17 protein-coding genes are annotated in these 21,552 nt (G+C 41.0%); 11 read left to right on the forward strand and 6 right to left on the reverse strand.

The genetic code is table 11. The features are described from left to right. The first annotated feature begins 1 nt into the window (after nucleotide 1). Together H6G40_RS01680 and H6G40_RS01685 are read left to right on the forward strand one after the other, a co-directional pair. The gene (locus H6G40_RS01680) at nucleotides 2-973 is read left to right on the forward strand and encodes a flagellar assembly protein H (RefSeq protein ID WP_069475123.1); all 972 of its coding nucleotides are present in this window, start codon (nucleotides 2-4) and stop codon (nucleotides 971-973) included. A gap of 139 nt (nucleotides 974-1,112) precedes the next feature. Beyond that, on the forward strand, nucleotides 1,113-2,156 hold the full coding sequence (locus H6G40_RS01685) for a flagellar assembly protein H (RefSeq protein ID WP_069475122.1): 1,044 nt from the start codon (nucleotides 1,113-1,115) through the stop codon (nucleotides 2,154-2,156). 128 nt (nucleotides 2,157-2,284) lie between these two features. Here H6G40_RS01685 and H6G40_RS01690 read toward each other — a convergent pair whose 3' ends face one another. The 3 genes from H6G40_RS01690 to H6G40_RS01700 form a co-directional block, all read right to left on the reverse strand. Next, nucleotides 2,285-5,164, reverse strand: coding sequence for a UPF0182 family protein (locus H6G40_RS01690; protein WP_069475121.1), 2,880 nt, complete (start codon nucleotides 5,162-5,164; stop codon nucleotides 2,285-2,287). A 145-nt stretch (nucleotides 5,165-5,309) separates the two neighbouring features. Next, nucleotides 5,310-6,536 (reverse strand): glycoside hydrolase family 10-like protein, encoded by a 1,227-nt coding sequence (locus H6G40_RS01695; protein WP_002731661.1) that lies wholly within the window; start codon nucleotides 6,534-6,536, stop codon nucleotides 5,310-5,312. 80 nt (nucleotides 6,537-6,616) lie between these two features. After that, nucleotides 6,617-7,744, reverse strand: coding sequence for an ABC transporter permease (locus tag H6G40_RS01700; protein WP_069475120.1), 1,128 nt, complete (start codon nucleotides 7,742-7,744; stop codon nucleotides 6,617-6,619). Between the two features lie 84 nt (nucleotides 7,745-7,828). On the opposite strand from H6G40_RS01700, the gene H6G40_RS01705 reads away from it, so the two are divergent. After that, a complete protein-coding gene (locus H6G40_RS01705; protein ID WP_069475119.1) occupies nucleotides 7,829-8,764 on the forward strand; it encodes a 2OG-Fe(II) oxygenase in 936 nt (311 codons plus the stop codon). Nucleotides 8,765-8,830: 66 nt separating this feature from the next. Here the strand turns inward: H6G40_RS01705 and H6G40_RS01710 are convergent, their stop codons facing one another. Further along, nucleotides 8,831-11,029: a phosphoketolase family protein gene (locus H6G40_RS01710; RefSeq protein WP_190537167.1), complete on the reverse strand. Its 2,199-nt coding sequence runs from the start codon at nucleotides 11,027-11,029 to the stop codon at nucleotides 8,831-8,833. Nucleotides 11,030-11,159: 130 nt separating this feature from the next. Between H6G40_RS01710 and H6G40_RS01715 the strand changes: the two genes are divergently transcribed. From H6G40_RS01715 to H6G40_RS01725, 3 genes are all read left to right on the forward strand, one after another. Continuing rightward, nucleotides 11,160-12,653, forward strand: coding sequence for a polysaccharide biosynthesis/export family protein (locus H6G40_RS01715; RefSeq protein ID WP_123230849.1), 1,494 nt, complete (start codon nucleotides 11,160-11,162; stop codon nucleotides 12,651-12,653). Between the two features lie 358 nt (nucleotides 12,654-13,011). Continuing rightward, nucleotides 13,012-13,971 (forward strand): aldo/keto reductase, encoded by a 960-nt coding sequence (locus H6G40_RS01720; protein WP_069475117.1) that lies wholly within the window; start codon nucleotides 13,012-13,014, stop codon nucleotides 13,969-13,971. A 110-nt stretch (nucleotides 13,972-14,081) separates the two neighbouring features. Next, the gene (locus H6G40_RS01725) at nucleotides 14,082-14,657 is read left to right on the forward strand and encodes a hypothetical protein (RefSeq protein ID WP_069475116.1); all 576 of its coding nucleotides are present in this window, start codon (nucleotides 14,082-14,084) and stop codon (nucleotides 14,655-14,657) included. Here H6G40_RS01725 and H6G40_RS01730 read toward each other — a convergent pair. Continuing rightward, on the reverse strand, nucleotides 14,640-16,283 hold the full coding sequence (locus H6G40_RS01730; RefSeq protein WP_190537169.1) for a CocE/NonD family hydrolase: 1,644 nt from the start codon (nucleotides 16,281-16,283) through the stop codon (nucleotides 14,640-14,642). The genes H6G40_RS01725 and H6G40_RS01730 overlap by 18 nt on opposite strands. A 135-nt stretch (nucleotides 16,284-16,418) precedes the next feature. Between H6G40_RS01730 and H6G40_RS01735 the strand changes: the two genes are divergently transcribed. From H6G40_RS01735 to H6G40_RS01760, 5 genes are all read left to right on the forward strand, one after another. After that, complete coding sequence (locus H6G40_RS01735; RefSeq protein ID WP_069475115.1) at nucleotides 16,419-18,113, forward strand: ABC-F family ATP-binding cassette domain-containing protein; 1,695 nt, start codon at nucleotides 16,419-16,421, stop codon at nucleotides 18,111-18,113. A 49-nt stretch (nucleotides 18,114-18,162) separates the two neighbouring features. After that, complete coding sequence (locus H6G40_RS01740; protein WP_069475114.1) at nucleotides 18,163-18,618, forward strand: peroxiredoxin; 456 nt, start codon at nucleotides 18,163-18,165, stop codon at nucleotides 18,616-18,618. A gap of 623 nt (nucleotides 18,619-19,241) precedes the next feature. After that, nucleotides 19,242-19,595, forward strand: coding sequence for a phenylpyruvate tautomerase MIF-related protein (locus H6G40_RS01745; RefSeq protein ID WP_002734736.1), 354 nt, complete (start codon nucleotides 19,242-19,244; stop codon nucleotides 19,593-19,595). A 367-nt stretch (nucleotides 19,596-19,962) separates the two neighbouring features. Beyond that, nucleotides 19,963-21,075 (forward strand): DUF262 domain-containing protein, encoded by a 1,113-nt coding sequence (locus tag H6G40_RS01755; RefSeq protein WP_052277779.1) that lies wholly within the window; start codon nucleotides 19,963-19,965, stop codon nucleotides 21,073-21,075. Beyond that, nucleotides 21,075-21,332, forward strand: coding sequence for an MAE_28990/MAE_18760 family HEPN-like nuclease (locus H6G40_RS01760; RefSeq protein ID WP_242028694.1), 258 nt, complete (start codon nucleotides 21,075-21,077; stop codon nucleotides 21,330-21,332). Before H6G40_RS01755 ends, H6G40_RS01760 begins: the two co-directional genes overlap by 1 nt. On the opposite strand, the gene H6G40_RS01765 is transcribed toward H6G40_RS01760, so the two are convergent. After that, nucleotides 21,306-21,552: IS30 family transposase (locus H6G40_RS01765; RefSeq protein WP_190537171.1), on the reverse strand; the 247-nt coding region annotated here is incomplete at its 5' end. The two genes, H6G40_RS01760 and H6G40_RS01765, sit on opposite strands and share 27 nt — an antisense overlap.

Genomic DNA, 21,552 nt, shown 5'->3' on the forward strand with positions numbered 1-21,552 from the left:
TATGACTAGATTTATTCATGACCAGTTTGCTAAAGATTATCTCGAAGAATTATTATCTTCTCTGGGAGAAGTAAAATCGGCACGGGTTGTACGAGGAGAAGTACGAGAAATCGATGTCTGGTTTTCACCCCAGATTCTCGATAATAATCCGAGAGAACTGCTAGGATTACTGGGAAAAATGGCGATTAATCCCTGTTTATTTGAACCCTTTCGCAATCCTGTCACTGCTACAGAAATTAGGACTTGTCTGTTAAAACTGTTGGAAGTGGAAGGAGAAATTAATCGTCGAGCAAATCGTCAGAAAACGAATGTTAACGATGGAGAAATCCCCTGTCTCTGGATTTTGACTCCCAGTGCTTCCTCGCAACTGTTAGGAGGATTCGGAGCTAAATTAGATGAGGAGAATTGGGGGGAAGGTATCTATTTTTTGGCTCCCTCTTTACGCACGGCAATCACCGTTATCCATCAATTACCCCCAACAGAAGCAACTCTCTGGTTAAGAATTTTAGGCCGGGGAAAAGTACAAGCAAGGGCGATCGATGAGCTAGAATCGTTACCAGAGGATCATCCTTTTCGGGTAAATGCTCTAGAATTATTATTAAACTTGAGAACTTCTTTAACTAACGATCAAGAGCTTGAACAGGAGGACAGAGAGTTAATTATGAGATTATCACCTTTATACACTTCCCGTCTTCAGGAAGAACTGGATGCTGGCCGTCAACAAGGTCTTCAACAAGGTCTTCAACAAGGTCTTCAACAGGGTCTTCAACAGGGTCTTCAACAGGGTCTTCAACAGGGTCTTCAACAAGGAGAACGTCTGGTGGTAGAAAATTTATTGAAAGCTCGTTTTGGTAATTTAGACCCAGATTTGTCCGTAATCATCGATCGCATTTTATTATTACCAGTGGAGGAGTTTACCCCTTTAATACTCAATTCATCTCGCACAGAATTAATTGCCCACTTTTCTAATTGAAAGCATAACTCAATCTTTTGATGATAGTGGATTTGAAAATTGGCTGATTAACCAGAGCAGGCAATTTTCTGGGCAAATTCGGGGATATTTCGGATTAAGCAATTGCGAGATAAATTATTAAATCACGTTAGATAAACCTATGACTAGATTTATTCATGACCAGTTTGCTAAAGATTATCTCGAAGAATTATTATCTTCTCTGGGAGAAGTAAAATCGGCACGGGTTGTACGAGGAGAAGTACGAGAAATCGATGTCTGGTTTTCACCCCAGATTCTCGATAATAATCCGAGAGAACTGCTAGGATTACTGGGAAAAATGGCGATTAATCCCTGTTTATTTGAACCCTTTCGCAATCCTGTCACTGCTACAGAAATTAGGACTTGTCTGTTAAAACTGTTGGAAGTGGAAGGAGAAATTAATCGTCGAGCAAATCGTCAGAAAACGAATGTTAACGATGGAGAAATCCCCCGTCTCTGGATTTTGACTCCCACCGCTTCCTCGCAACTGTTAGAAGGATTCGGAGCTAAATTAGATGAGGAGAATTGGGGGGAAGGTATCTATTTTTTGGCTCCCTCTTTACGCACGGCAATCACCGTTATCCATCAATTACCCCCAACAGAAGCAACTCTCTGGTTAAGAATTTTAGGCCGGGGAAAAGTACAAGCAAGGGCGATCGATGAGCTAGAATCGTTACCAGAGGATCATCCTTTTCGGGTAAATGCTCTAGAATTATTATTAAACTTGAGAACTTCTTTAACTAACGATCAAGAGCTTGAACAGGAGGACAGAGAGTTAATTATGAGATTATCACCTTTATACACTTCCCGTCTTCAGGAAGAACTGGATGCTGGCCGTCAACAAGGTCTTCAACAAGGTCTTCAACAGGGTCTTCAACAGGGTCTTCAACAGGGTCTTCAGCAGGGTCTTCAACAGGGTCTTCAACAGGGTCTTCAACAGGGTCTTCAACAGGGTCTTCAACAGGGTCTTCAACAGGGTCTTCAACAGGGTCTTCAACAGGGAGAACGTCTGGTGATAGAAAATTTATTGAAAGCTCGTTTTGGTAATTTAGACCCAGATTTGTCCCTGATCATTGATCGCATTTTATTATTACCAGTGGAGGAGTTTACCCCTTTAATAATTAATTCATCTCGCACAGAATTAATTGCCCACTTTTCCAATTAAAAGCATAACTCAATCCTTTGATGATACTGGATTTTAAAATTGGCTGATTAACCAGAGCAGGCAATTTTCTGGGCAAATTCGGGGATATTTCAGCTTTCTTGCTAATTTGTGGCCAAATTAGCGGCAATTTAACTCTGATGGCCTGAGAATAGCTTTTCTAAAGCTTCCTTCAAGGTTGGTTCCATGACAATTTTATTTTGATAAGCAACTGTTACTCTAGCGATTGTCGGGACACTATTTTGGTCTGCCACTAGATACAAAGGTTCTACATAAAGCAGCGATTGTTCAATGGGAATAATTAATAGGTGTCCTTGCAAAACTTTAGAACCGTCCCGATTCCAAAGGGAAATCTGTTGAGAAATATCTGGATCTTGGTTAATTAAAGCCTCAATTTGATTCGGTCCGTACACTAACCTTTGTTTAGGAAATTGATAGAGCAATAACTTACCATACTCTCTATCATCTGAACGAGCTGCCAACCAAGCGATTAAATTTTGCCGACTAGAGGGAGTATAGGGATGGAGGAGAATAAATTCTTCTTTGTCGGAATCGGGCAGTTTCATGATTAAATAATAGGGTGATACAGCCTGGGGTTCCGTGCCGTAAATTTCTAGGGGAATTTCCCATTGATCCTCCCGATTATAAAATACTTGCGGATCGGTCATGTGATAGGTTAATAATCTTTCTGCTTGGGTACTAAATAAATCTTCGGGATAACGGATATGACTGCGGAGAGTTTTCGGCATTTCTGCTAAAGATTTAAAGAGATGAGGAAAGATTTTACTCCACGTCTGAATAATTGGATCATTTTCATCGGCAACATAGAAATTCACCGTTCCATGATAGGCATCCACTACCACTTTGACCGAATTGCGAATATAGTTAAATTTATCTTTACCCGGGTCAGAATAGGGATAGCGATCGCTGATAGTATAAGCATCAATAATCCAATGTAATTTACTACTACTATCGCCCACATCTGCCGCTACTAAATAGGGGTTGCGATCATAATTTAAAAAAGGTGCGATAGTTTGCACGCGATTTTGGATATCACGACGCATTAATAAGCGAGTTTCGGGAGTAAAATCTTGGCTAAATAACATTTGCCAATCCCGCAGATAAAGGGCAAATAGCCAACGTCTCCACCCCTTCCCCACTAAGATTCCTCCCTTTCCATCGTAGGTATTATAGACATTTCCATCCCCGCTAGGAAAATCCAATTCTTCTGCGGTGGTGGGAGTCATCACATAATTATTAGTTAATTCCCCGTAGTAAATGCGGGGTTTACCAATGGGAATACTATAATCAATTAATTCGCTAGAGGTTTGTAGAGCTCCTTCGTCTTTATTTGTGCCGATATCTTTGACAAAATAGTAGGGTAAACCCCCGGCAGCCACTAAATTAACTGGGGAAAGAGTGAACCCATAACCGTGGGTATAAACGAGATGTTTATTCACCCAAGTATTAGCAGAAGTGGGAACCGCACTATAATCTAATTCTCTAGCGGCAATAATGGTCTGTTGTTTTTCAGATATTTGACGTTCCTCGATTTTTTCAGGCAGTCCTACGCGTACCCGATAGCGATCGATATCAGCATCGGGGAATTTATAATATAAGCGAATTTGCTGTAATTGTCGGTTAGTTTCTAGCAGTGGTTTGGTGTCCCAAAGACGAATATTATCGATAGTTAGATGGTTTCTCTCTAAAACTTCGGCATTTAATTCGGCCTGTGGATCGAAAACTTGGGCATCAATTCTATCTAAGGAAAAAGCCGCTCTTGTGGATTGAATACTTCTTTCGATATAGGGTCTTTCTCTCACTAATTCATTCGGTTGTACGACAGTTCTTTGCAATAGTCCACTGATACTTGTGCCACTTATCCAAACAATTAAATAGAGAAATACAGGAACTAAGTAGGGGAAAAATACCAACTTTTTCTTAGTATTTTTGTATAACTTGCGACGGTCTTTTTTACCAAATAATGCTTTTTCTCCTAACCATATAGAGGTTATTCCTGCAATAATTCCCAGAATAATTTCAATAAATTGACCAACATGAACATCGATATAACCCGCACCATAAACTACCCCTTCCGGAGAGTAAAGTAGCAGGTAACGCTGAATAATATGGTGTAATACTAGCAGCCCCATTAACCCACTCCACAGGGCGTATAAATGACGCAGTTGCGGACGGGAAAACCCCGGAAATGTTCCCAGAGAAAGACTATTACCCGAAAAAAGATAGGTTAAAATAACAGCAAAAAGAGTATATATTCCCACACCACCGAGCCATAATTCTAGTAACTGCCACAGGGGTAATTGAAAGATATAAAAACCTAAATCATTCCCGTATTGAGGATCGTTAATATTGAAAGGAACACCATAAAAATATTTTAAAAAATTCGCCCACTGCCCAGCAATAATAAAAGATAGCATTACAGTAAATACTATAGATATTATTCTCAAAAAATACTCGGTTTTAATTAATAATCCCAAGACTAAAAGAGCGATAATTACCCCTTGCCAAAGATTACTAGAAATATCGGTTAATACTTGCCTAATCCAAACTATTTGCAGAGGAGAACTTAGGGAAGAACTAAGGTTAGGGAGATTAAAATCTGGTGTCCAGAGACTGAGGGCTAGTTTACTGTAATACAATAACATTGACCCAATCCAAGCTCCAATTCCCGTTGCGATAATCAAAAGACTGAGTAAATTAATACTGGGAGATTGAGGACTGGGAGGATAACTATCTTCTTTCGGTTTTTGCCAACGAAAACGCTGGGCTAAACGTAAATTAGTAAAGATAAAAAGTAGAGAAAGAATCGCACTTCCCCAACCTAATCCTAGTTGCCAAGATAATTGCTTCAGGAAAGTGTTTAAATAACCCATCTCGGTAAACCAGAGGCTATTGGCCACCACTAACACCCCCAACTCCCCGATCACAAGGCAGCCGAGAAACAGTAAAATGGGTTTAGCGATCGAGCTTCGGTTATGTCTGATCAGCATAAATAAAGTGATAAGGGAGAGTCTTCTTTCATTCTAGCGATTTTAGTTTCTCCCTGCTGCTTTTTCTTAATTTAAAGATAAACTTAAGAAACTATAGCCGGGTTAGGGCAATAATTTAGCTGAAAGTCAGCAATTTTCCCTAATTTTAGCGAGGATTAGCAGACTGGAGTATTTCCCGAAAAATCCTGCGTCGATAGGAAGGAGATTCATTGCTCATATTCCATAAAGTTTCGTAGAAAAAGAAAGAAACACCAAAATTTTTTTGTCTCGATTTTTCCACTTGTTGAGTAATATTAACCATCGGAATCGGACGACCTTTTAAACCAGATAAAATCCCAATAGCCACGGGGATAGATTCTCTAGCTTGCTGTAATTCTGGTTGCGATAATTCCCAGTCAAAGGCGTTCATATCAGTTCGATACACTTGTATTATTAACTCATCAATCAAGTTTTTTTGCTGCCATTTTTGCCAATCTAAAAGATAGGACTCTAGAGAGAAAGTGTAGGGATTAGGAGATAGGGAAATAATTGCTTTAGGTTGCTGCTTTTTAATCGTCTGGGCTAAACTATTCATATAGTCAGTAATTTTATCGGCCCGCCATTGAATCCATGCTTTATCTTGGTAATCTTGCGGTGGTAATTGTCCAGAATGTTCCCTTTGATAGAGTTTAATCGTGGTTTCATCATAGCCAAAATCGGTGGGATAACCAAAATGATCATCAAACTGAATTCCTTCTATATCGTAGTTAGTAATAATCTCGCTGACTAAATCCGTAATAAAGTTTTGTACTTGCGGATGTAAGGGATTTAACCACACCCGTTGATGCACTTTTCCTTCCCACCAAATCACACTTTTATCCTGTCTTTGGGTTAACCAATCGGGATGTCGTTTGGCTAATTCTGAATCCGCAGGAGCCATAAAACCAAATTCAAACCAGGGAATAATTCTTAATTTTTTCCGATGACCTTGGCTAATTATTTCCTTTAAAAAGTCGCGATTTTTTAAAGATTCATGGGGATCGATCGCTCGTCCTGTCACTTTTTCTGCTACCCTAGAAGGATAGAGTGTATAACCCCAATTCCAGACCGTGGGATAAATAGTGTTAAAGTTTAAATCGGCCAACCTATCAAGGGCATCTTTTAGGGTTTCCCGTTTAAATAATACCTCACTATCGATATTAGTTAACCAAACTCCACGAATTTCTGGTTTTTCTTGGGTTTGATTGGTGGATTGTGCGGGAAAATTAAAGGTTATCGTCATGATACAAGCAAAGATAATTAAAAATATTAACCAGCTTATTTTCCCGTATCTTTGACTATAAATCACTAAACCATCGGCGAAATTATTAAAGGTTTTACTGATTTTATTCATAATGGGAAGTGGGGGAGTGGGGAGACTTATCAGTTATCAGTTCACTGATAACTGATAACTGATAACTGATAATGGCTAAATTATCTCTCTAAATTGCGAGGATCTAGAGAATCGCGTAAACCATCACCGAGTAAATTAAAAGCTAAAACGGTGAGAATAATTAACAAAGCAGGCGGCCAAATTAACCAAGGTTGTAGAACAATAATTGAGGCATTGGTAGCCAGAGAAAGCATATTTCCCCAACTAGGATCCGGCTGTTGAATTCCCAAACCAATTAAACTTAAAACCGATTCGGCCACGATAAACCCCGGCACGGCTAACGTAGCAGAAATAATTATATAACTGGCAGTTTGGGGCAGCACATGACGCAGAATAATATAAAGGGGTTTTGCTCCCATAGCTTTGGCGGCCTGAATAAATTCCTGTTCTTTCAGGGATAAAACTTGACCGCGAATTACCCGCGCTAATCCCGACCAACTGATAAAAGAAGTAATCAAGACGATTAATAAAAAGCGCTGGGTGCTGGTTAATCCTGCGGGTAAAACAGCCGCTAGGGCCACGAGTAAATATATGCCGGGGATAGTCATTAAAACTTCCACAAAACGCATTAAAATCCCATCTAACCAACCGCCAAAATAGCCAGAAACGCCACCGACAAATAAACCGATAGGGAAAGAAATTAAAATCCCGACTAAACCGATAAATAAACTAATTCTGCCCCCGAAAATCAGGCGACTAAAACTATCGCGTCCCGATTCGTCAGTTCCCAATATATTGATTCTACCATCGCCGATGACCCCGAACAGATGGAGATCAAAAGGGATACCGGGGAATAAAGTTACTTCATCCCATTTTGGCGGCAAAGGTAGGCGAATTTGACCAAAATTATAGGTTTCACCCTGAACCAAGAGACGCAGCGGCAAGGGTTTGTTAAAATCTCTCATTAGCTTCCGCTCACCAGTTTCTATATTAATAGCACTTTGAGTGGTGGGATAGACGTGGGGGCCAATCCACTCACCCTTGTTACTTCCCGACTGCGAGCGCCAAAAGATTTGGGTAGGGGGTAAGAGAGACTGACCGGGTTGGGAGGAGTAGGGAGAGTAGGGAGCGACAAAATCCGCCGCCATTACGCTTAAATAGAAGATTAACAGTAAAACTGCTCCCCAACGGGCGAGAGGATTATCTTTGAGTTTGTGCCACCAGTCCATAGGCGATGAGGTCAATAGGAGAGTTAATCTTTATTTTGCTAGTTTGATTGCTACAATTTATCATACCAACAAAAAAGCTGTCTAATGTTTATCAATCCCCTTGTTTATGAGAAATCTCCTGTCTATCGTCAAGATTTTGAGACAGCGCAACCGTTTAAGCATTTGGTCATCGATAATTTTTTAGTGAGGGAGCAAGCGCAAATTTTGCTAGAAAATTTTCCCAGTTTTAATTCGCAAAAAGCCATTAGTGAGTTAGGAAAAGTTGGCGGGAAGGCGGTTAATGAGGATTTAATCGGTTTGGGGGGTGTTTATCAACAGTTTGGCTGCTACGTTCAAGCTCAAGAGTTTTTAGAGTTAATTTCCCAATTAACCGGTATTGATAATTTAATTCCAGACCCTAGTTTTTATGGGGGTGGAACCCATGAAAATTTACAGGGTCAAGAATTAGACCCTCACATTGATTTTAACCTCGATGAGCGTCACTGGTATCATCGCCGCTTGAATTTATTAATCTATTTAAATCCCCAATGGCAAGCAGATTGGGGAGGAAATCTAGAGTTACATTCCAATCCTCGTCAACCAGAAGAAAATAAGATTAAATCTTTTGTACCTATCTTTAATCGTTGTCTTATTTTTGAAACCAATGAACATTCATGGCATGGATTTTCTCAGATTAATTTACCAGAAAATCAACGGCATTTATCCCGGAAATCTCTTTCTATCTATCTCTATACTAAAGAACGTCCAGCCGAGGAATTATCACCATCTCATACAACTTTTTACATCCCGCGCCCGCTGCCAGAAAATATTCAACCCCATCAAGTTTTAAGCTCGGAAGATTACCAACAAATTAAAATTTTATTGAAAAGACGGGATGATTTAATTCGTTTTTATCAAGATAGAGAACTGAAAGAATCTCAGGATTTAGTTAGTTTAAAATCCCATATTAAGCGCTATCTATCCCTCCAATATCCTCGCCTATGGAAAATTATTAAAAGTTTACCCCGTTGGCAAAAGTGACCAGAAAAAAATCCCTATTTTCCAATCAAAGAAAGTAGGGAATAATCAAAAAAACTGACTGGGAACTTAGCCTAATAACTGGGTAGCACGGGTAGTTAAAGCATTGGCAGTTAAACCATTATAGGCCATAATTTCCCCGGCGCTGGCGGTGGTTTCTCCCCGTTTCCAAGCGAAGACATCCCGACGCGCATTACTGCGTAACATAATCGGTTCTAACATGGCACTTGTACCACCGGTTACTCCGATTAAAGCATCACCAGCAAAGAGACTTTCAAAACCAGCATCATCGAGGAAATTATTATCCGCTTCCGAGCTAGTTTCACTCATCACATCGCTAGGACGATAGAGACGACGGGGATTAATTACCGAGACGATTTTTACCCCGATTCCTGCTGCTTCTAACTGTTGTGCAGACTCAAAGACGGGTAATAAAGTCATATCACCAATGACGGCAAAAACGACTTTTTTGCTGCCTTCCGATTCGTGGAGAATTACGCCGCCTTTTTCTAAAGCTTGACGGGTTTGCTCAAAGGTGGTTCGCACCGGTAAAGGCGATTTACTAGCGGTGATTGTAATGCCTTTATTGCTAGTTCTTAACGCCCATTCATAGCAGACTTGAATACTGTTAGCATCGCAGGGAAAGAGAGGGAAAATATTACCATTTCGCATCATAGCGGCGAAATAATTTTCAATCTCTGGGCGTTGGTGTGTCCAACCATTACGTCCTTGCTCCAAGGCTCCGGCGGTGAATAAAGTAATAGTAGAAGGGGTGGGACGACGTAACTCGGCCATCGCTTGGGTTACAGTCTGCCAAATCGGTAAACCATTGATAGCAAAAGACTCGTAGGAACACCATAAAGTCCGCGCTCCCAAGAGAGATAAACCGACGGCTAAACCAGCACAGGCATCCTCGCTTAAAGGCTCATAAACTTGACCTTTAGGACTCTGGAAATAGGTATCATCGCTGGTGGGGTGAATAATCTTTAAACCGACGTTAATATTATTAATTCCCGAAGCGGCATTACCATCAGCATTAGTGACAACAAAATTGGGGTCAGCTTTACCCACAGCTACCACTAATTCCCCCATAGCAGTGGTGGCCACTTTTTTATCTCCACCCACAGTATATTCGGTCATCGGTAAGGTTCCTAAATCCGGCAGCGGTAAGACTTTTTCCGTTACCACTGTTTCCGCTGCCGGACCCCCTCCAGAGCGCTCGAAATTAGTACGAACAATTGCCCAAGCTTCAGGGAGTAAAGCGCGTTCTTGTAAGGCAGCAACGATATAATCTTTTTCTAGAGAATCTCCCGGATAAAGATTATGGGAAGCCGCTCCCCGTTTGTGAACTCCCGCCCCTTTCAGTTGTTTAATAATGATCACCGTTAGTTTACCACCTAGGGCTAATTGGGCGGCTTTATCCGTGGCTATTAACACCGCTTTCATGAACTCCAGACGCTGGTTAAAAGAGAATTTGGTGCTATCTACATATTCCCCATTTTGATTAGCATCATCGAAGTCTTTAGCATTAATAAGAATCACTTCCTCGAAACCATTACCGCGCCAATAGGCTTCCATTTCGGCGTTAGTTTTCAGGGACACCATGCTATGGTGTTCTTGGGAATAGCCATTCCAGACTAAAATCGGCAAAAAATTAGTAATTTCTGGATAAGCAGTGTGAAAATGACCAAAACTACTCATAATGTAGGGTTCTCCTAAACCACCATCCCCGATAGTCACAGGGAAAAGGGTATTAGGGTGTAATTTGGCCGCCGCCATGGCGAAATGTTGTCCTTGGCCCAAAGGACCGGCCGGCCCGAGCAGTCCGGGGATTTGTCCAGAAAGATGCCCTAAAAGTCCGTGTTTTTCCCGAAAACGTTCTCCCAATTCGGTGACGTTGCTGATGCCCATGGCTTCGAGAGAGCGATCGAGAAAGACGTTACTATAAAAACCGGGGGCATGATGGCCCACTTCGGTGAAGATATTTTTCTGGCCTAACATCATCAAAGAGGCAATTACGTCGGCAGCGCTGGCAAAACCGCCAGGGTGTCCCGATTCTTTGGTAGCGGTGATTTGTAGGGTGAGGTAACGCAAAGCATCGGCGGCTAGGAGGGTTTGATAGATAGCATTTGGGTCATTAGCGGCACTAATAGCAGTTTTTCCCTCAGCGATAGCGGCTTTTCCTGCATATTTATCAAATTCGGGTAAGGAACCCCCAAAATATTTTATCCCTTGACAAAAATCGGGAATTGTGCTAGTAGCTGTCATAAAATTAATATACCCCTTTACATACAGGCAATCGTTAAAACCATCTTACAGTTAGCGGTAACTCTCGATAGATGCGATATTACAGGGGGTTTCCATAGGCGATCGACTATTTGTGCTACACTGATCGCCAATGTTAGCAATAAAATTAATCCTATTGATCATGTTAAATAGCAGCCAATTACAGCATTTAATCAGCAAATCACTGCGTTATCTATTAATTATCGGCACTATTGCCCCTCTAACTTCCTTAGAGGCTCGCCCAGTCCAAGCTACTCCTCCTAGTAGTGCTGCACCCCCTAAAGAAGCGATTGCCCCTATCCCCGCAGAAAGCAAAGATTACACCCTAGGAGAAGGGGATAAAGTGCGCGTCACCATCTACCAAGTCGCGGATTTAAGCGGCGATTTCCTCGTCTTACCCGATGGAACCCTAACTTTACCTCTGATTGGTAGCGTCAAAGTGGAGGGAATGACCGTCACCGAAGCCAGCCAAACCCTGGCCAAACGTTACACCACCTATCTCAAACGTCCCGTGGTTACTGTTAGCGTTCTCACCCCCCGGCCTCTGCAAATCGCCATCGCGGGGGAAGTCAATCGTCCGGGTACTTATACAATTAACCCCGAACAAAGCCAAAAAACGCCCCTATTGACGGAAATAATCCGGCAAGCGGGGGGAGTGACTACGGTGGCCGATATTGGTCAAGTTCAAATCCGACGCAACCTCAAGGGACAAGAACAGCTGATTCAAGCCAATCTCTGGCAATTAATCCAAAAAGGCGATACAACCCAAGATATTAGCCTTAGAGATGGTGATAGCATTGTTATTCCCACTAAAACGACCCTTAGTGTCGGGGAAGTCAATCAATTAGCCGATGCCAATTTTGGACTAGATAGCGATCGAGAAATTAATGTTACTGTGGTGGGAGAAGTTTATCGTCCTGGCTCCCATCGTATTGTCCCCAATCAAGTTAACACCGTCACCACAGAGAATAATCGCGGAATTCGACGACAACCAGCCCGACTAACCCAAGCTATCCAAGAAGCGGGAGGTATCAAACCCCTCGCTGATATCCGACAGGTGCAAGTGCTGCGTTATACCCGTGACGGTTCCCAGCAGAAAATTCCTGTAGATCTCTGGAGTTTGCTCGAAAAAGGTGATATAACCAGCGATATCTTTCTTCAAGAAGGAGATACGGTGATTATCCCTACCGCTACTGAAATCTCGGCCCAGGAATCAGAAACCCTAGCATCGGCCAGTTTTGCCCCTAAAACCATTAACGTGAAAGTGGTCGGGGAGGTGAAAAAACCGGGAACAATTGAAGTTCCTCCCAATACCCCTCTCAATCAGGCAATTTTAACCGCAGGAGACTTTGATAAGCGTCGCGCTAATCAGTCCACAGTGGAATTAATTCGTCTCAATCCTAACGGAACCGTCACCAAAACCTCAATTAACATCGATTTTTCCCAGGGTATCAACGAGAAAACTAACCCGATTCTCCGCAATAATGATGTGGTGGTGGTTCATCGTAGCGGTCTGGCCGCCACTACCGATACCCTAGGTACGGTTTTAAGTCCCTTTACTGGTGTTACCGGTATCTTCAACGGATTGTTAAATCTTTTACGTTAAAAAAGTTTACTTTACCCGGATGTCATTAGCTAAGTAATCGAGCTAATAATAGATATAGAAACGGCGAAAAGTCGTGAGCGGTCACGGCTTTTCTGCTCGATAAACTCAGGAAAGAAAACTATGATTTTTCTCCTTACTCTAGCCCTAATCTCCCTGTCGATTAGCTACAATGTTCACGGCGAAATAATTAGCCTCAGTACCCGCTTATTAGGCCTTTTTTGTGGCTTGTTAAGTTTGTTCTTTACACCCCTACTGGTAAAGGTTTTTATCCTTGTCACTTTAGTCCTCTTTAGCTGAGATTTTAAACCCTAAACTCGACTAAAACCCTAAGCATACTTAACCCATCAAAAAAACTGTTATGCAAAAACGCTATCTCGGTCAGACTAATATAGAAATTACTCCCCTTCTCGTGGGTACTTGGCAAGCAGGAAAAAAGATGTGGGCAGGTATTGAAGATGAGGAAAGTATTAGGGCTATTCGTGCCGCTTTTGAGGCAGGAATTACCACTATAGATACAGCCGAAATCTACGGGGAAGGTCACTCGGAATCGATTGTCGCTCAAGCTTTGGCCGATGTGCGAGAACAGGTAATTTATGCCACCAAAGTTTTTGCTAATCACCTTAAATATGAGCAAGTTATCGCAGCTTGCGATCGCTCTTTAAAAAACCTCCAAACTGATTATATCGATCTTTATCAAATTCATTGGCCTAGTGGCTCATGGAACACGGAAATAGTGCCTATTTCTGAAACTATGGCCGCTCTTAATTATCTGAAAGCACAGGGAAAAATTCGCGCTATAGGGGTTTCCAATTTCTCCCGCTCTCAACTGGAAGAAGCTCGTCAATACGGCAGAATTGAGAGTATTCAACCTCCCTATTCTCTCTTTTGGCGCTCGGTAGAAAAGGAAATTATGCCCTATTGTATAGACAATAATATTTCTATTCTGGCCTATTCTCCCCTTGCCCAAGGTTTATTAACAGGAAAATTTAGAAACGGTTATCAGTTGGCAGCAGAGGATCATAGAATTAAAAATAAACTCTTTCATGGCGAAAACTTTCAGAGGGTACAAGCGGCTTTAAATCAATTAGAACCGATTGCTAACCGCTATAATTGTTCCCTAGCTCAATTATCTCTTGCTTGGTTAATTAAGCAACCTCAAACTAATGCAATTGCTGGGGTAAGAAATGCCGCTCAAGCAGTTAATAACGCTCAAGCAATGACAATTAATTTAATCCCAGAAGACCTAAAATTAATTGATAATATTGGTAAACAGGTAACTGATTTCTTAGATGATAATCCCGTGCTGTGGAATTTCTAAAAGTTATACAGCAGTTATCCTAAGGGTGAGGATAGAAGTTTTGGTTAATTCTCAGGAAAAAGCCTGTATAATGATGGCTATAGTCCGATTCTTACCGCAGGATTATCCCTATGGCTAAATCGAAAAAACAGAATCTGCAATGGATTAAAGAAACCCTCGACTTAAATCCAGATCATAACTGGAAATCTAGTCCGGGTAACAGTATTTTTGTAGCTGGTCGCGGTGCAGTGCGCTTTGAAGTTCCTCAAGATTGGCATTTTGAACCCGATGATAATTCCTTTCGTTTTTTAGATAGAAAACCCCCCGATGATGATTGTCGTTTAGAGGTTTCCTATAATTTACTTCCCCCCGGAGATTGGAAAGAATTACCCCTAAAAGGAATGGTCAAAAAGTTAGCTCGTGAAGATAGCCGCAATCCTCACGAAATCGGCGAAGTTATCCAAGAAAAACGCCAAACTGTCCGCATTGTTTGGGTGGAAATTCAATTCATCGATCCCCAAGAAAATCGTCCCGCTTATTCGCGCATTGCCGTGGGTATTGGTTCCGGGGTTCAATGTTTAATTACTATGGATTATTGGGTCGATGATGCGGACAAATTCACCCCCGTCTGGGATACGGTTATCTCCTCGCTGGTGTTAGGTTTATACATTCGTGATCCCCGCAGCGGTTTAGCTTTCCCCGACTAAAGGTAATAGCAATTTTGCAGGAAAATTTCCTTGACAAAAAACCTTAATTGTGATAGTAGAAAAATCGATCGCTCGACTCTGGTGGGGATAGCTGCCGGTCCCCGCATTGACGGGATGTGCAGGAAAGCAAGAGGCACTGAGACTCAAACGCAAGCTATGACCTTGAGGAATAGTGATAAAAGTAGCCTGCATGGCCATATTTAGGGATGATTCGGGATTATTTACCCGTTTATAACCCTGAGTGATATTAAAAACTCGACCATCGGGGGTAACTTGAGAAACCACCGCGCAGATATCGAAACTAACCGCATCTGCTTGACAATAACAATCCAGACGGGGACTACCCAAAATCGTTAAATCCTTCTCTAGAGGGGGAGAAGTATAGGTAATCACATCACTGCGACAGTCTAGCATGGTGCGGTCGAATATTCCCCCCGGTAGGGCGCTATGACCTCCTAAAGATGGAACCGGTCGCCAAGGATCGTGAACGATGGTATCCTCGATCGCAGGTTCTAACAAAATCGCGCTTAATTTCCCCTCATCCTCGCGCAGATTGGCTAAACCCTGACTAGCAAGATAATAAATTTGCTGATTTTCTGTGGAAAAATTTTCCAGATATTGCCATTGATTAGACCCCATTTGAAATAGATACAGGGGAGGATTTTTAAATAACTCCGTTTCCTGACCTTTTAAGAAATAATCAAACCATTGCAGCTGCATTTTATCCACAGGACTAATTGCCTCTTGACCATAATCTATCTCTCCTACTTTTCTCCCCCAGGGTAGATGAGTCCAAGGACCAATAATTAGCCGTTGGGGATAGACAGAACGACTTTGCATTTCTTGGTATAAACTCAAAGTTCCCCGGAGATGAGGATCGAACCAACCCCCGATATGTAACATCGGTAAATCGATATTTTTTAAAAGGTTTTGCGGTGATAAATTTTGCCAATAGTCATCGGGAAGATAACGAGTAATCCAATCGTGATAAAAAGAATCGGCGGCTAAATCCTGTAAAATTTGGGGAGAGGCTGCAATAGGATCAAAAAGGGGTAAATTTCGGGAAGCTACCCAGAGTTTTTGATAGGCAGTTTCGTCCCCTTTTAATCTAGCTGTTTCCGCAGCTAATTGTATTGACCAAGCGAGATTATATTGTAAATTAAATGCTTCATTTTCATAACCCCAATCTCGATATAAATCGTGAGCAATCATCGCTGGGCAAATAGTTTTTAAAGAACCGTGACCATTAGCAGCCGCATATAATTGGGTCATTCCCTGATAGGAAAAACCATACATTCCCACCACACCCGTATTATTAGAAATAGTTAAAACCCATTCAATAGTTTCTAATCCGTCGCTAATTTCATGGGCAAATAAATTAAAATTTCCCGTCGAGTTTCCCCGTCCCCGCACATCCTGAATTACTACAATATAACCCTGACTTGCATACCAGCTAGGATGGGCATAAACCACCGTGGAAGCGATCGCTTTTCCGTAGGGTTGTCGCATTAGTAAAATGGGAAAAGATTCCCTACTATCGGGACGATAAATATCGGCAGCTAAACTAATTCCATCTTTGGTGATGAAACTAGCTGTTTCTTTTTTTATGGGGTAGGGATTAAACATTATTATCTCTTTCAGATAAAAAATACTGTCAGGTGGCTCAATCGAGAAAACTTGACCAAGACTAGATAAAGCTTAACTAAATGTTACAATAAAGACGGACTGCCTCAACTGCCTAGGACTGGAGAAAAATCAGCGATGCTACGACTAGAGAAAATTAGTAAGATTTACCCGACGGGAGAAGTGTTAAAAGATGTCACTTGGGAAGTAAAAACTGGCGATCGCATCGGGTTGGTGGGAGTCAATGGGGCCGGAAAATCCACCCAACTGAAGATTATTATGGGGGAAGTGGAACCCACCGCCGGGGAGATCATCCGTCCTACCAGTCTCCATATCGGCTATCTTACCCAAGAATTTGAAGTGGATCCCCGTCGGACGGTACGCGAGGAATTTTGGACGGTGTTTAAAGAAGCGAATCAAGTCCACCATCAACTAATAGAAATTCCCCAGCAGATGGAAAAAGCTGATCCTGAAGAATTAGATCGCTTAATTCATCAATTAGATCGCCTACAAAGACAATTTGAGGCATTAGATGGTTACGGATTAGAAGCACGCATCGAGAAGATTTTACCAGAAATGGGCTTTACTATTGATGACGGTGATCGCTTGGTAAGCTCCTTTAGTGGTGGTTGGCAAATGCGGATGAGTTTAGGCAAAATTCTCCTGCAAACTCCCGACATTTTACTCCTCGATGAACCAACTAACCATTTAGACTTAGAAACCATTGAATGGTTAGAAAAATTCCTCAAGGATTTAACCACTCCCATGGTCATAGTGTCCCACGACCGGGAATTTCTTGATCGCCTCTGTACCAAAATTGTCGAAACTGAAAGGGGGGTTTCTACCACTTATCTAGGTAATTATTCTGCCTACCTACAGCAAAAATATGAACAACAATCCGCTCAGTTAAGTGCCTACGAACGTCAACAAAAAGAACTAGAAAAACAGCAAGTTTTCGTCGATCGGTTCCGGGCCAGTGCCACCCGTAGCACCCAAGCAAAAAGCCGGGAAAAACAATTAGAAAAGGTGGAAAAAATTGAAGCACCAATCGCCGATGTGCGTACCTTAAAATTCCAGTTTCCTCCAGCAGTTCGTAGTGGTCGAGAAGTGGTAACGATTAAAAATCTTGTTCACATTTACGATGATAAAATTCTCTTTTTGGGAGCAAATCTGGAAATAGAAAGAGGCGATCGAGTGGCGTTTTTAGGCCCCAATGGTGCGGGAAAATCGACGCTTTTACGCTTAATTGTTGGGTTGGAAGCTCCCACAGAAGGCTCGATCGAAATCGGTAAACATAACGTTATTCCTAGTTATTTTGAGCAGAACCAAGCGGAAGCTTTAGACCTAACTAAAACTGTTTTAAATACCATTCATGATGAAGTTCCCGATTGGAAAGATGTGGAAGTTCGCAGTCTTTTAGGGCGATTTTTATTCAGTGGGGAAACGGTATTAAAAAAAGTAGAATCCTTGAGTGGTGGCGAAAAAGCACGTCTTGCTTTAGCCAAGATGTTACTTGCTCCCGCTAACTTATTAATTCTCGATGAACCCACCAATCACCTCGATATTCCCGCGAAGGAAATGTTAGAATCGGCTTTAAAAGTTTATGAAGGCACGGTTTTAATTGTTTCCCATGATCGTTATTTTATCTCCCAGGTAGCTAACAAAATTGTCGAGATTCGGGATGGTGAATTAATTGTCTATGCGGGAGATTATCACTATTATCTAGAAAAACTAGACGAAGAAAAACAAAAAGCCGAACAAAAACGCATTGAAACCGAAAAAGCGGCCAAATCTGCCGCTAAACGCGCTAAACAAAAGGCCAAAAAAGGTTAGAATGTAGAGTATCAACCTATCCACGATTATCTATCAATTAATTAATCTTATGGCAGCTATAAAAGTAGGCGATCGAGTTCCTAATTTTTCTCTCCCCTCCCAAACAGGGACAACGTTTAATATCGGCGATTTAATCGGTAAAAAATCCCTGGTCATTTATTTCTATCCCAAAGATGACACCCCGGGTTGTACCGCAGAATCCTGCGCTTTCCGCGATAGTTACGAAGTGTTTACCGATGCGGGTGCGGAAGTTATTGGGATTAGTGCCGACAGTCCCCAATCTCATCAACAATTTGCCCAAAAATATAATCTTCCCTTCACCCTTTTAAGTGATAGCGATAACCGAGTGCGGAAATTATTCGGTGTTCCCGCTACCTTATTTGTCCTCCCCGGACGAGTTACCTATATCATTGATAAAGAGGGAATCGTCAGACATATTTTTGATTCTATGTTAGATTTTAAGGCTCACGTTACCGAATCTTTGAACACAATTAAATCTTTTTAGGTTGATGATCACGAAAGAAATCCCGATCAGATAATTACTTGGGAAGAAATTAAAACATCTATCCGATAATTGTGCTGATTCTGACTAAAAAATACGCCAATTAAAGTCTGAATTGCTGCTTCTCCTCTGGTTTTAGCTGATCGCTTATGGATCAAAACTCATCTTAAAACAGAGGAGGAAAAACCACGGTTCTCAACTTAGTTGGGGTTTAACTAGGAGGATTTTTATGCCAAGTAAAATAAAAAGTTGCTCCTTCACCTGCTTGAGATTCTATCCAAATTGTACCTCCTTAACTGTCTTTAGAGACTAGATAGTGATCGGTTGTTCTCCTCGGTTTTAGCCAGCGTCAACCATCGCCAACGTTGATATGTTCTGCTTGTGGAAAAGCTTGCTCAGAAGTGGCAACCCTTTCTAAAAAACAGAAGGGATCACAGTCATCTAATTGAGATAAATTATCAAAACAATCATCGATCGCTTTTCTGGATAAAAAAGGTACTTATAGCGGTTCTCACACCTGTCTGGCAAACTTAAACCTTTGCTGATTAAGCTTTTTAACATCGATAATGTACCTCTTGCGAACAGGAAACGCTATATTATAGAAAAATATTGCTGAGATTTTTCCTATGCCTCTAATTAAAATTCAAACTTCTGTCACCTCCCTCGATGATGAGACGGTTAATCAACTTTTGCAGAGTCTTTCGGCTAAATTAGCTAAACATCTGGGAAAACCCGAATCCTATGTGATGACAGCTTTAGAATCGGGGATAAAAATGACTTTTGCTGGCACTTTTGAGCCGGTGTGTTATGTGGAGATTAAAAGTGTTGGTTCTATTTCCGCCGCTCAAACTAAAAGCATGAGTAGTGATTTTTGTCAAGAAATTGAGGCTTATTTAGGAATACCGAAAAATCGCATTTATCTAGAATTTGCCGAGGCGAAAGGTGATCTTTGGGGATGGAATGGCACTACTTTTGGCTAATTTATGCCAAAATTATCGGAGATAGGGCTTATTTTAACTCTCTGGTGAGGATTTTTGCCTGTTCAATCCAAGCTAACATCACCGCAATATCGGGACATAAATCGCGTCTTTGCAGATTAGCCACCTGAAAATTGATGTTTGTGCCAATTGCGGGGATGAGCCTTTTTCTGTCAACTCTTGAGGTTGACGCGTTTCATTTTTGAATTGGCGGATGGTATTAAAGTAGAATATAGGGATTATACTAAGTATAGAAAAATTACAGCTTTGTTTCTAAAGATGAAGTGTAACCTAATTTGGTATCGAATCCTGACGACCGGCTCCCCAAAACGAAAACTTTGTACTTCACCATTAAGATAACTGCTATAAGATGAATTTATTAGAAGAAGTTAAGGCAAAAACTAAAGAATTTCGTACCGATAACTATCCTATGTCAATCGGAGAGATTATTAGTCTTTATAATAACAAAGAAATGACAATTAATCCAGATTTTCAAAGATATTTTCGTTGGACAATAGCCCAAAAAAGCCGATTCATAGAATCGATACTATTAGGAATTCCTATTCCCTCTATTTTTGTCTATCAGAGAGAAGAAGATAGTGTTTGGGAATTGGTGGATGGATTACAAAGGATTTCAACAATTTTGGAATTTGTTGGCGATTTAAGAGATGAGGACGATGAAACTAAGAAAAAACCGAAACTGGTGCTTCAAGGTACTAAGTTATTACCTAGCTTAAACGGAGTTATGTGGGAAGGTGCAGAGGAAGGAGAGTATAATTTGCCCCCATCTCTAAAAATAGATTTCAAAAGAGCGAAAATACAGGTTCAGATTATCCAAAAAGAATCGGATAAAAATGCTAAGTTTGAAGTTTTTGATCGTTTAAATACCGGTGGCTCTTTTTTATCTTATCAAGAGGTGCGTAATTGTCTTTTGATTATGCTAGATAAAAGCCTATATAAGTGGTTAGAAGACTTGGCAGAAAATGAGAATTTTAAAAATTGTATTTCCCTATCCGAGCGATTAAGACAAGAACGCTACGACTTGGAACTAATTCTTAAATATTTTGCCCTGTCTTCTCCCACATTTGATCCAAAATCATTGAACAAAAAAGAGGTTAATGAATATTTGACTGACTATCTGATAGAATTATGCAATTCCACCACTTTTGATCGTGTGTTAGAGCAAGAAAAATTCGCTAAAATGTTTTTATTGCTTGATCAAGCGACGAATGAAGATACTTTTACCAAATATGATGGAACAAGATTTAAGGGTAAATTTCTCGATTCTGCTTATGAAGCGATCACCACAGGATTACGAGAAAATATTGATGATTACTCTACTCAAGATATTGAACTGCTAAGAACAAAAATTCAGGAAATGTGGTCAGAATCTGACTTTATTTATAACATCGGTACGGGATCGAGAGCTAGAACTAGAATGCTCAAAATGATTGAATTTGGCAAAAAATATTTTAAAAAGTAATGAGTAAAGATAATAGAACTATCGAAATTCTCCAGAAAAACTTAGATGAAGATATGGCATGGCGAATCAGAGAACTTAGTATTTTAAAAACTAAAATTCCTCCACAAAAAGGAACTGAGCAAGATGTATTAATTAGAGCCGGAATAACCACTCTCTATGCCCATTGGGAAGGTTTTATTAAATATGCAGCAGAATGTTATTTGCAGTTTGTTTCCTTAAAAAAGGCCAATTCAAGTCTGAATTGCATCACTGTCTGATCTACCTTTATAGAATACCTCATTCGGGGTACGATAGTCAAGACATTTTCGAGGACGATTGTTAATCAAGTTTACGGCTCTTTCCACCTCCTCTGGCTTAACGATTTTAAAATTCGTTCCCTTGGGGAAAAATTGTCTTAACAGTCCATTGGTATGCTCGTTTAATCCCCTCTCCCACGAATGATAAGGAGTAGCAAAATAAAAATCTGCTCCTAGTTTC

This window comes from Microcystis viridis FACHB-1342, assembly GCF_014698335.1.
Lineage (GTDB): Bacteria > Cyanobacteriota > Cyanobacteriia > Cyanobacteriales > Microcystaceae > Microcystis > Microcystis ichthyoblabe_A.

What these genes read in the sequence shown, in the direction of transcription:
- H6G40_RS01690 (WP_069475121.1), bottom strand. Translation starts at nt 5,164, where the DNA reads ATGCTGATCAGACATAACCGAAGCTCGATCGCTAAACCCATTTTACTG.
- H6G40_RS01695 (WP_002731661.1), bottom strand. Translation starts at nt 6,536, where the DNA reads ATGAATAAAATCAGTAAAACCTTTAATAATTTCGCCGATGGTTTAGTG.
- H6G40_RS01735 (WP_069475115.1), top strand. Translation starts at nt 16,419, where the DNA reads ATGCTACGACTAGAGAAAATTAGTAAGATTTACCCGACGGGAGAAGTG.
- H6G40_RS01745 (WP_002734736.1), top strand. Translation starts at nt 19,242, where the DNA reads ATGCCTCTAATTAAAATTCAAACTTCTGTCACCTCCCTCGATGATGAG.
- H6G40_RS01720 (WP_069475117.1), top strand. Translation starts at nt 13,012, where the DNA reads ATGCAAAAACGCTATCTCGGTCAGACTAATATAGAAATTACTCCCCTT.
- H6G40_RS01705 (WP_069475119.1), top strand. Translation starts at nt 7,829, where the DNA reads ATGTTTATCAATCCCCTTGTTTATGAGAAATCTCCTGTCTATCGTCAA.
- H6G40_RS01700 (WP_069475120.1), bottom strand. Translation starts at nt 7,744, where the DNA reads ATGGACTGGTGGCACAAACTCAAAGATAATCCTCTCGCCCGTTGGGGA.
- H6G40_RS01685 (WP_069475122.1), top strand. Translation starts at nt 1,113, where the DNA reads ATGACTAGATTTATTCATGACCAGTTTGCTAAAGATTATCTCGAAGAA.
- H6G40_RS01710 (WP_190537167.1), bottom strand. Translation starts at nt 11,029, where the DNA reads ATGACAGCTACTAGCACAATTCCCGATTTTTGTCAAGGGATAAAATAT.
- H6G40_RS01730 (WP_190537169.1), bottom strand. Translation starts at nt 16,283, where the DNA reads ATGTTTAATCCCTACCCCATAAAAAAAGAAACAGCTAGTTTCATCACC.
- H6G40_RS01715 (WP_123230849.1), top strand. Translation starts at nt 11,160, where the DNA reads ATGTTAGCAATAAAATTAATCCTATTGATCATGTTAAATAGCAGCCAA.
- H6G40_RS01725 (WP_069475116.1), top strand. Translation starts at nt 14,082, where the DNA reads ATGGCTAAATCGAAAAAACAGAATCTGCAATGGATTAAAGAAACCCTC.
- H6G40_RS01740 (WP_069475114.1), top strand. Translation starts at nt 18,163, where the DNA reads ATGGCAGCTATAAAAGTAGGCGATCGAGTTCCTAATTTTTCTCTCCCC.
- H6G40_RS01755 (WP_052277779.1), top strand. Translation starts at nt 19,963, where the DNA reads ATGAATTTATTAGAAGAAGTTAAGGCAAAAACTAAAGAATTTCGTACC.
- H6G40_RS01760 (WP_242028694.1), top strand. Translation starts at nt 21,075, where the DNA reads ATGAGTAAAGATAATAGAACTATCGAAATTCTCCAGAAAAACTTAGAT.
- H6G40_RS01680 (WP_069475123.1), top strand. Translation starts at nt 2, where the DNA reads ATGACTAGATTTATTCATGACCAGTTTGCTAAAGATTATCTCGAAGAA.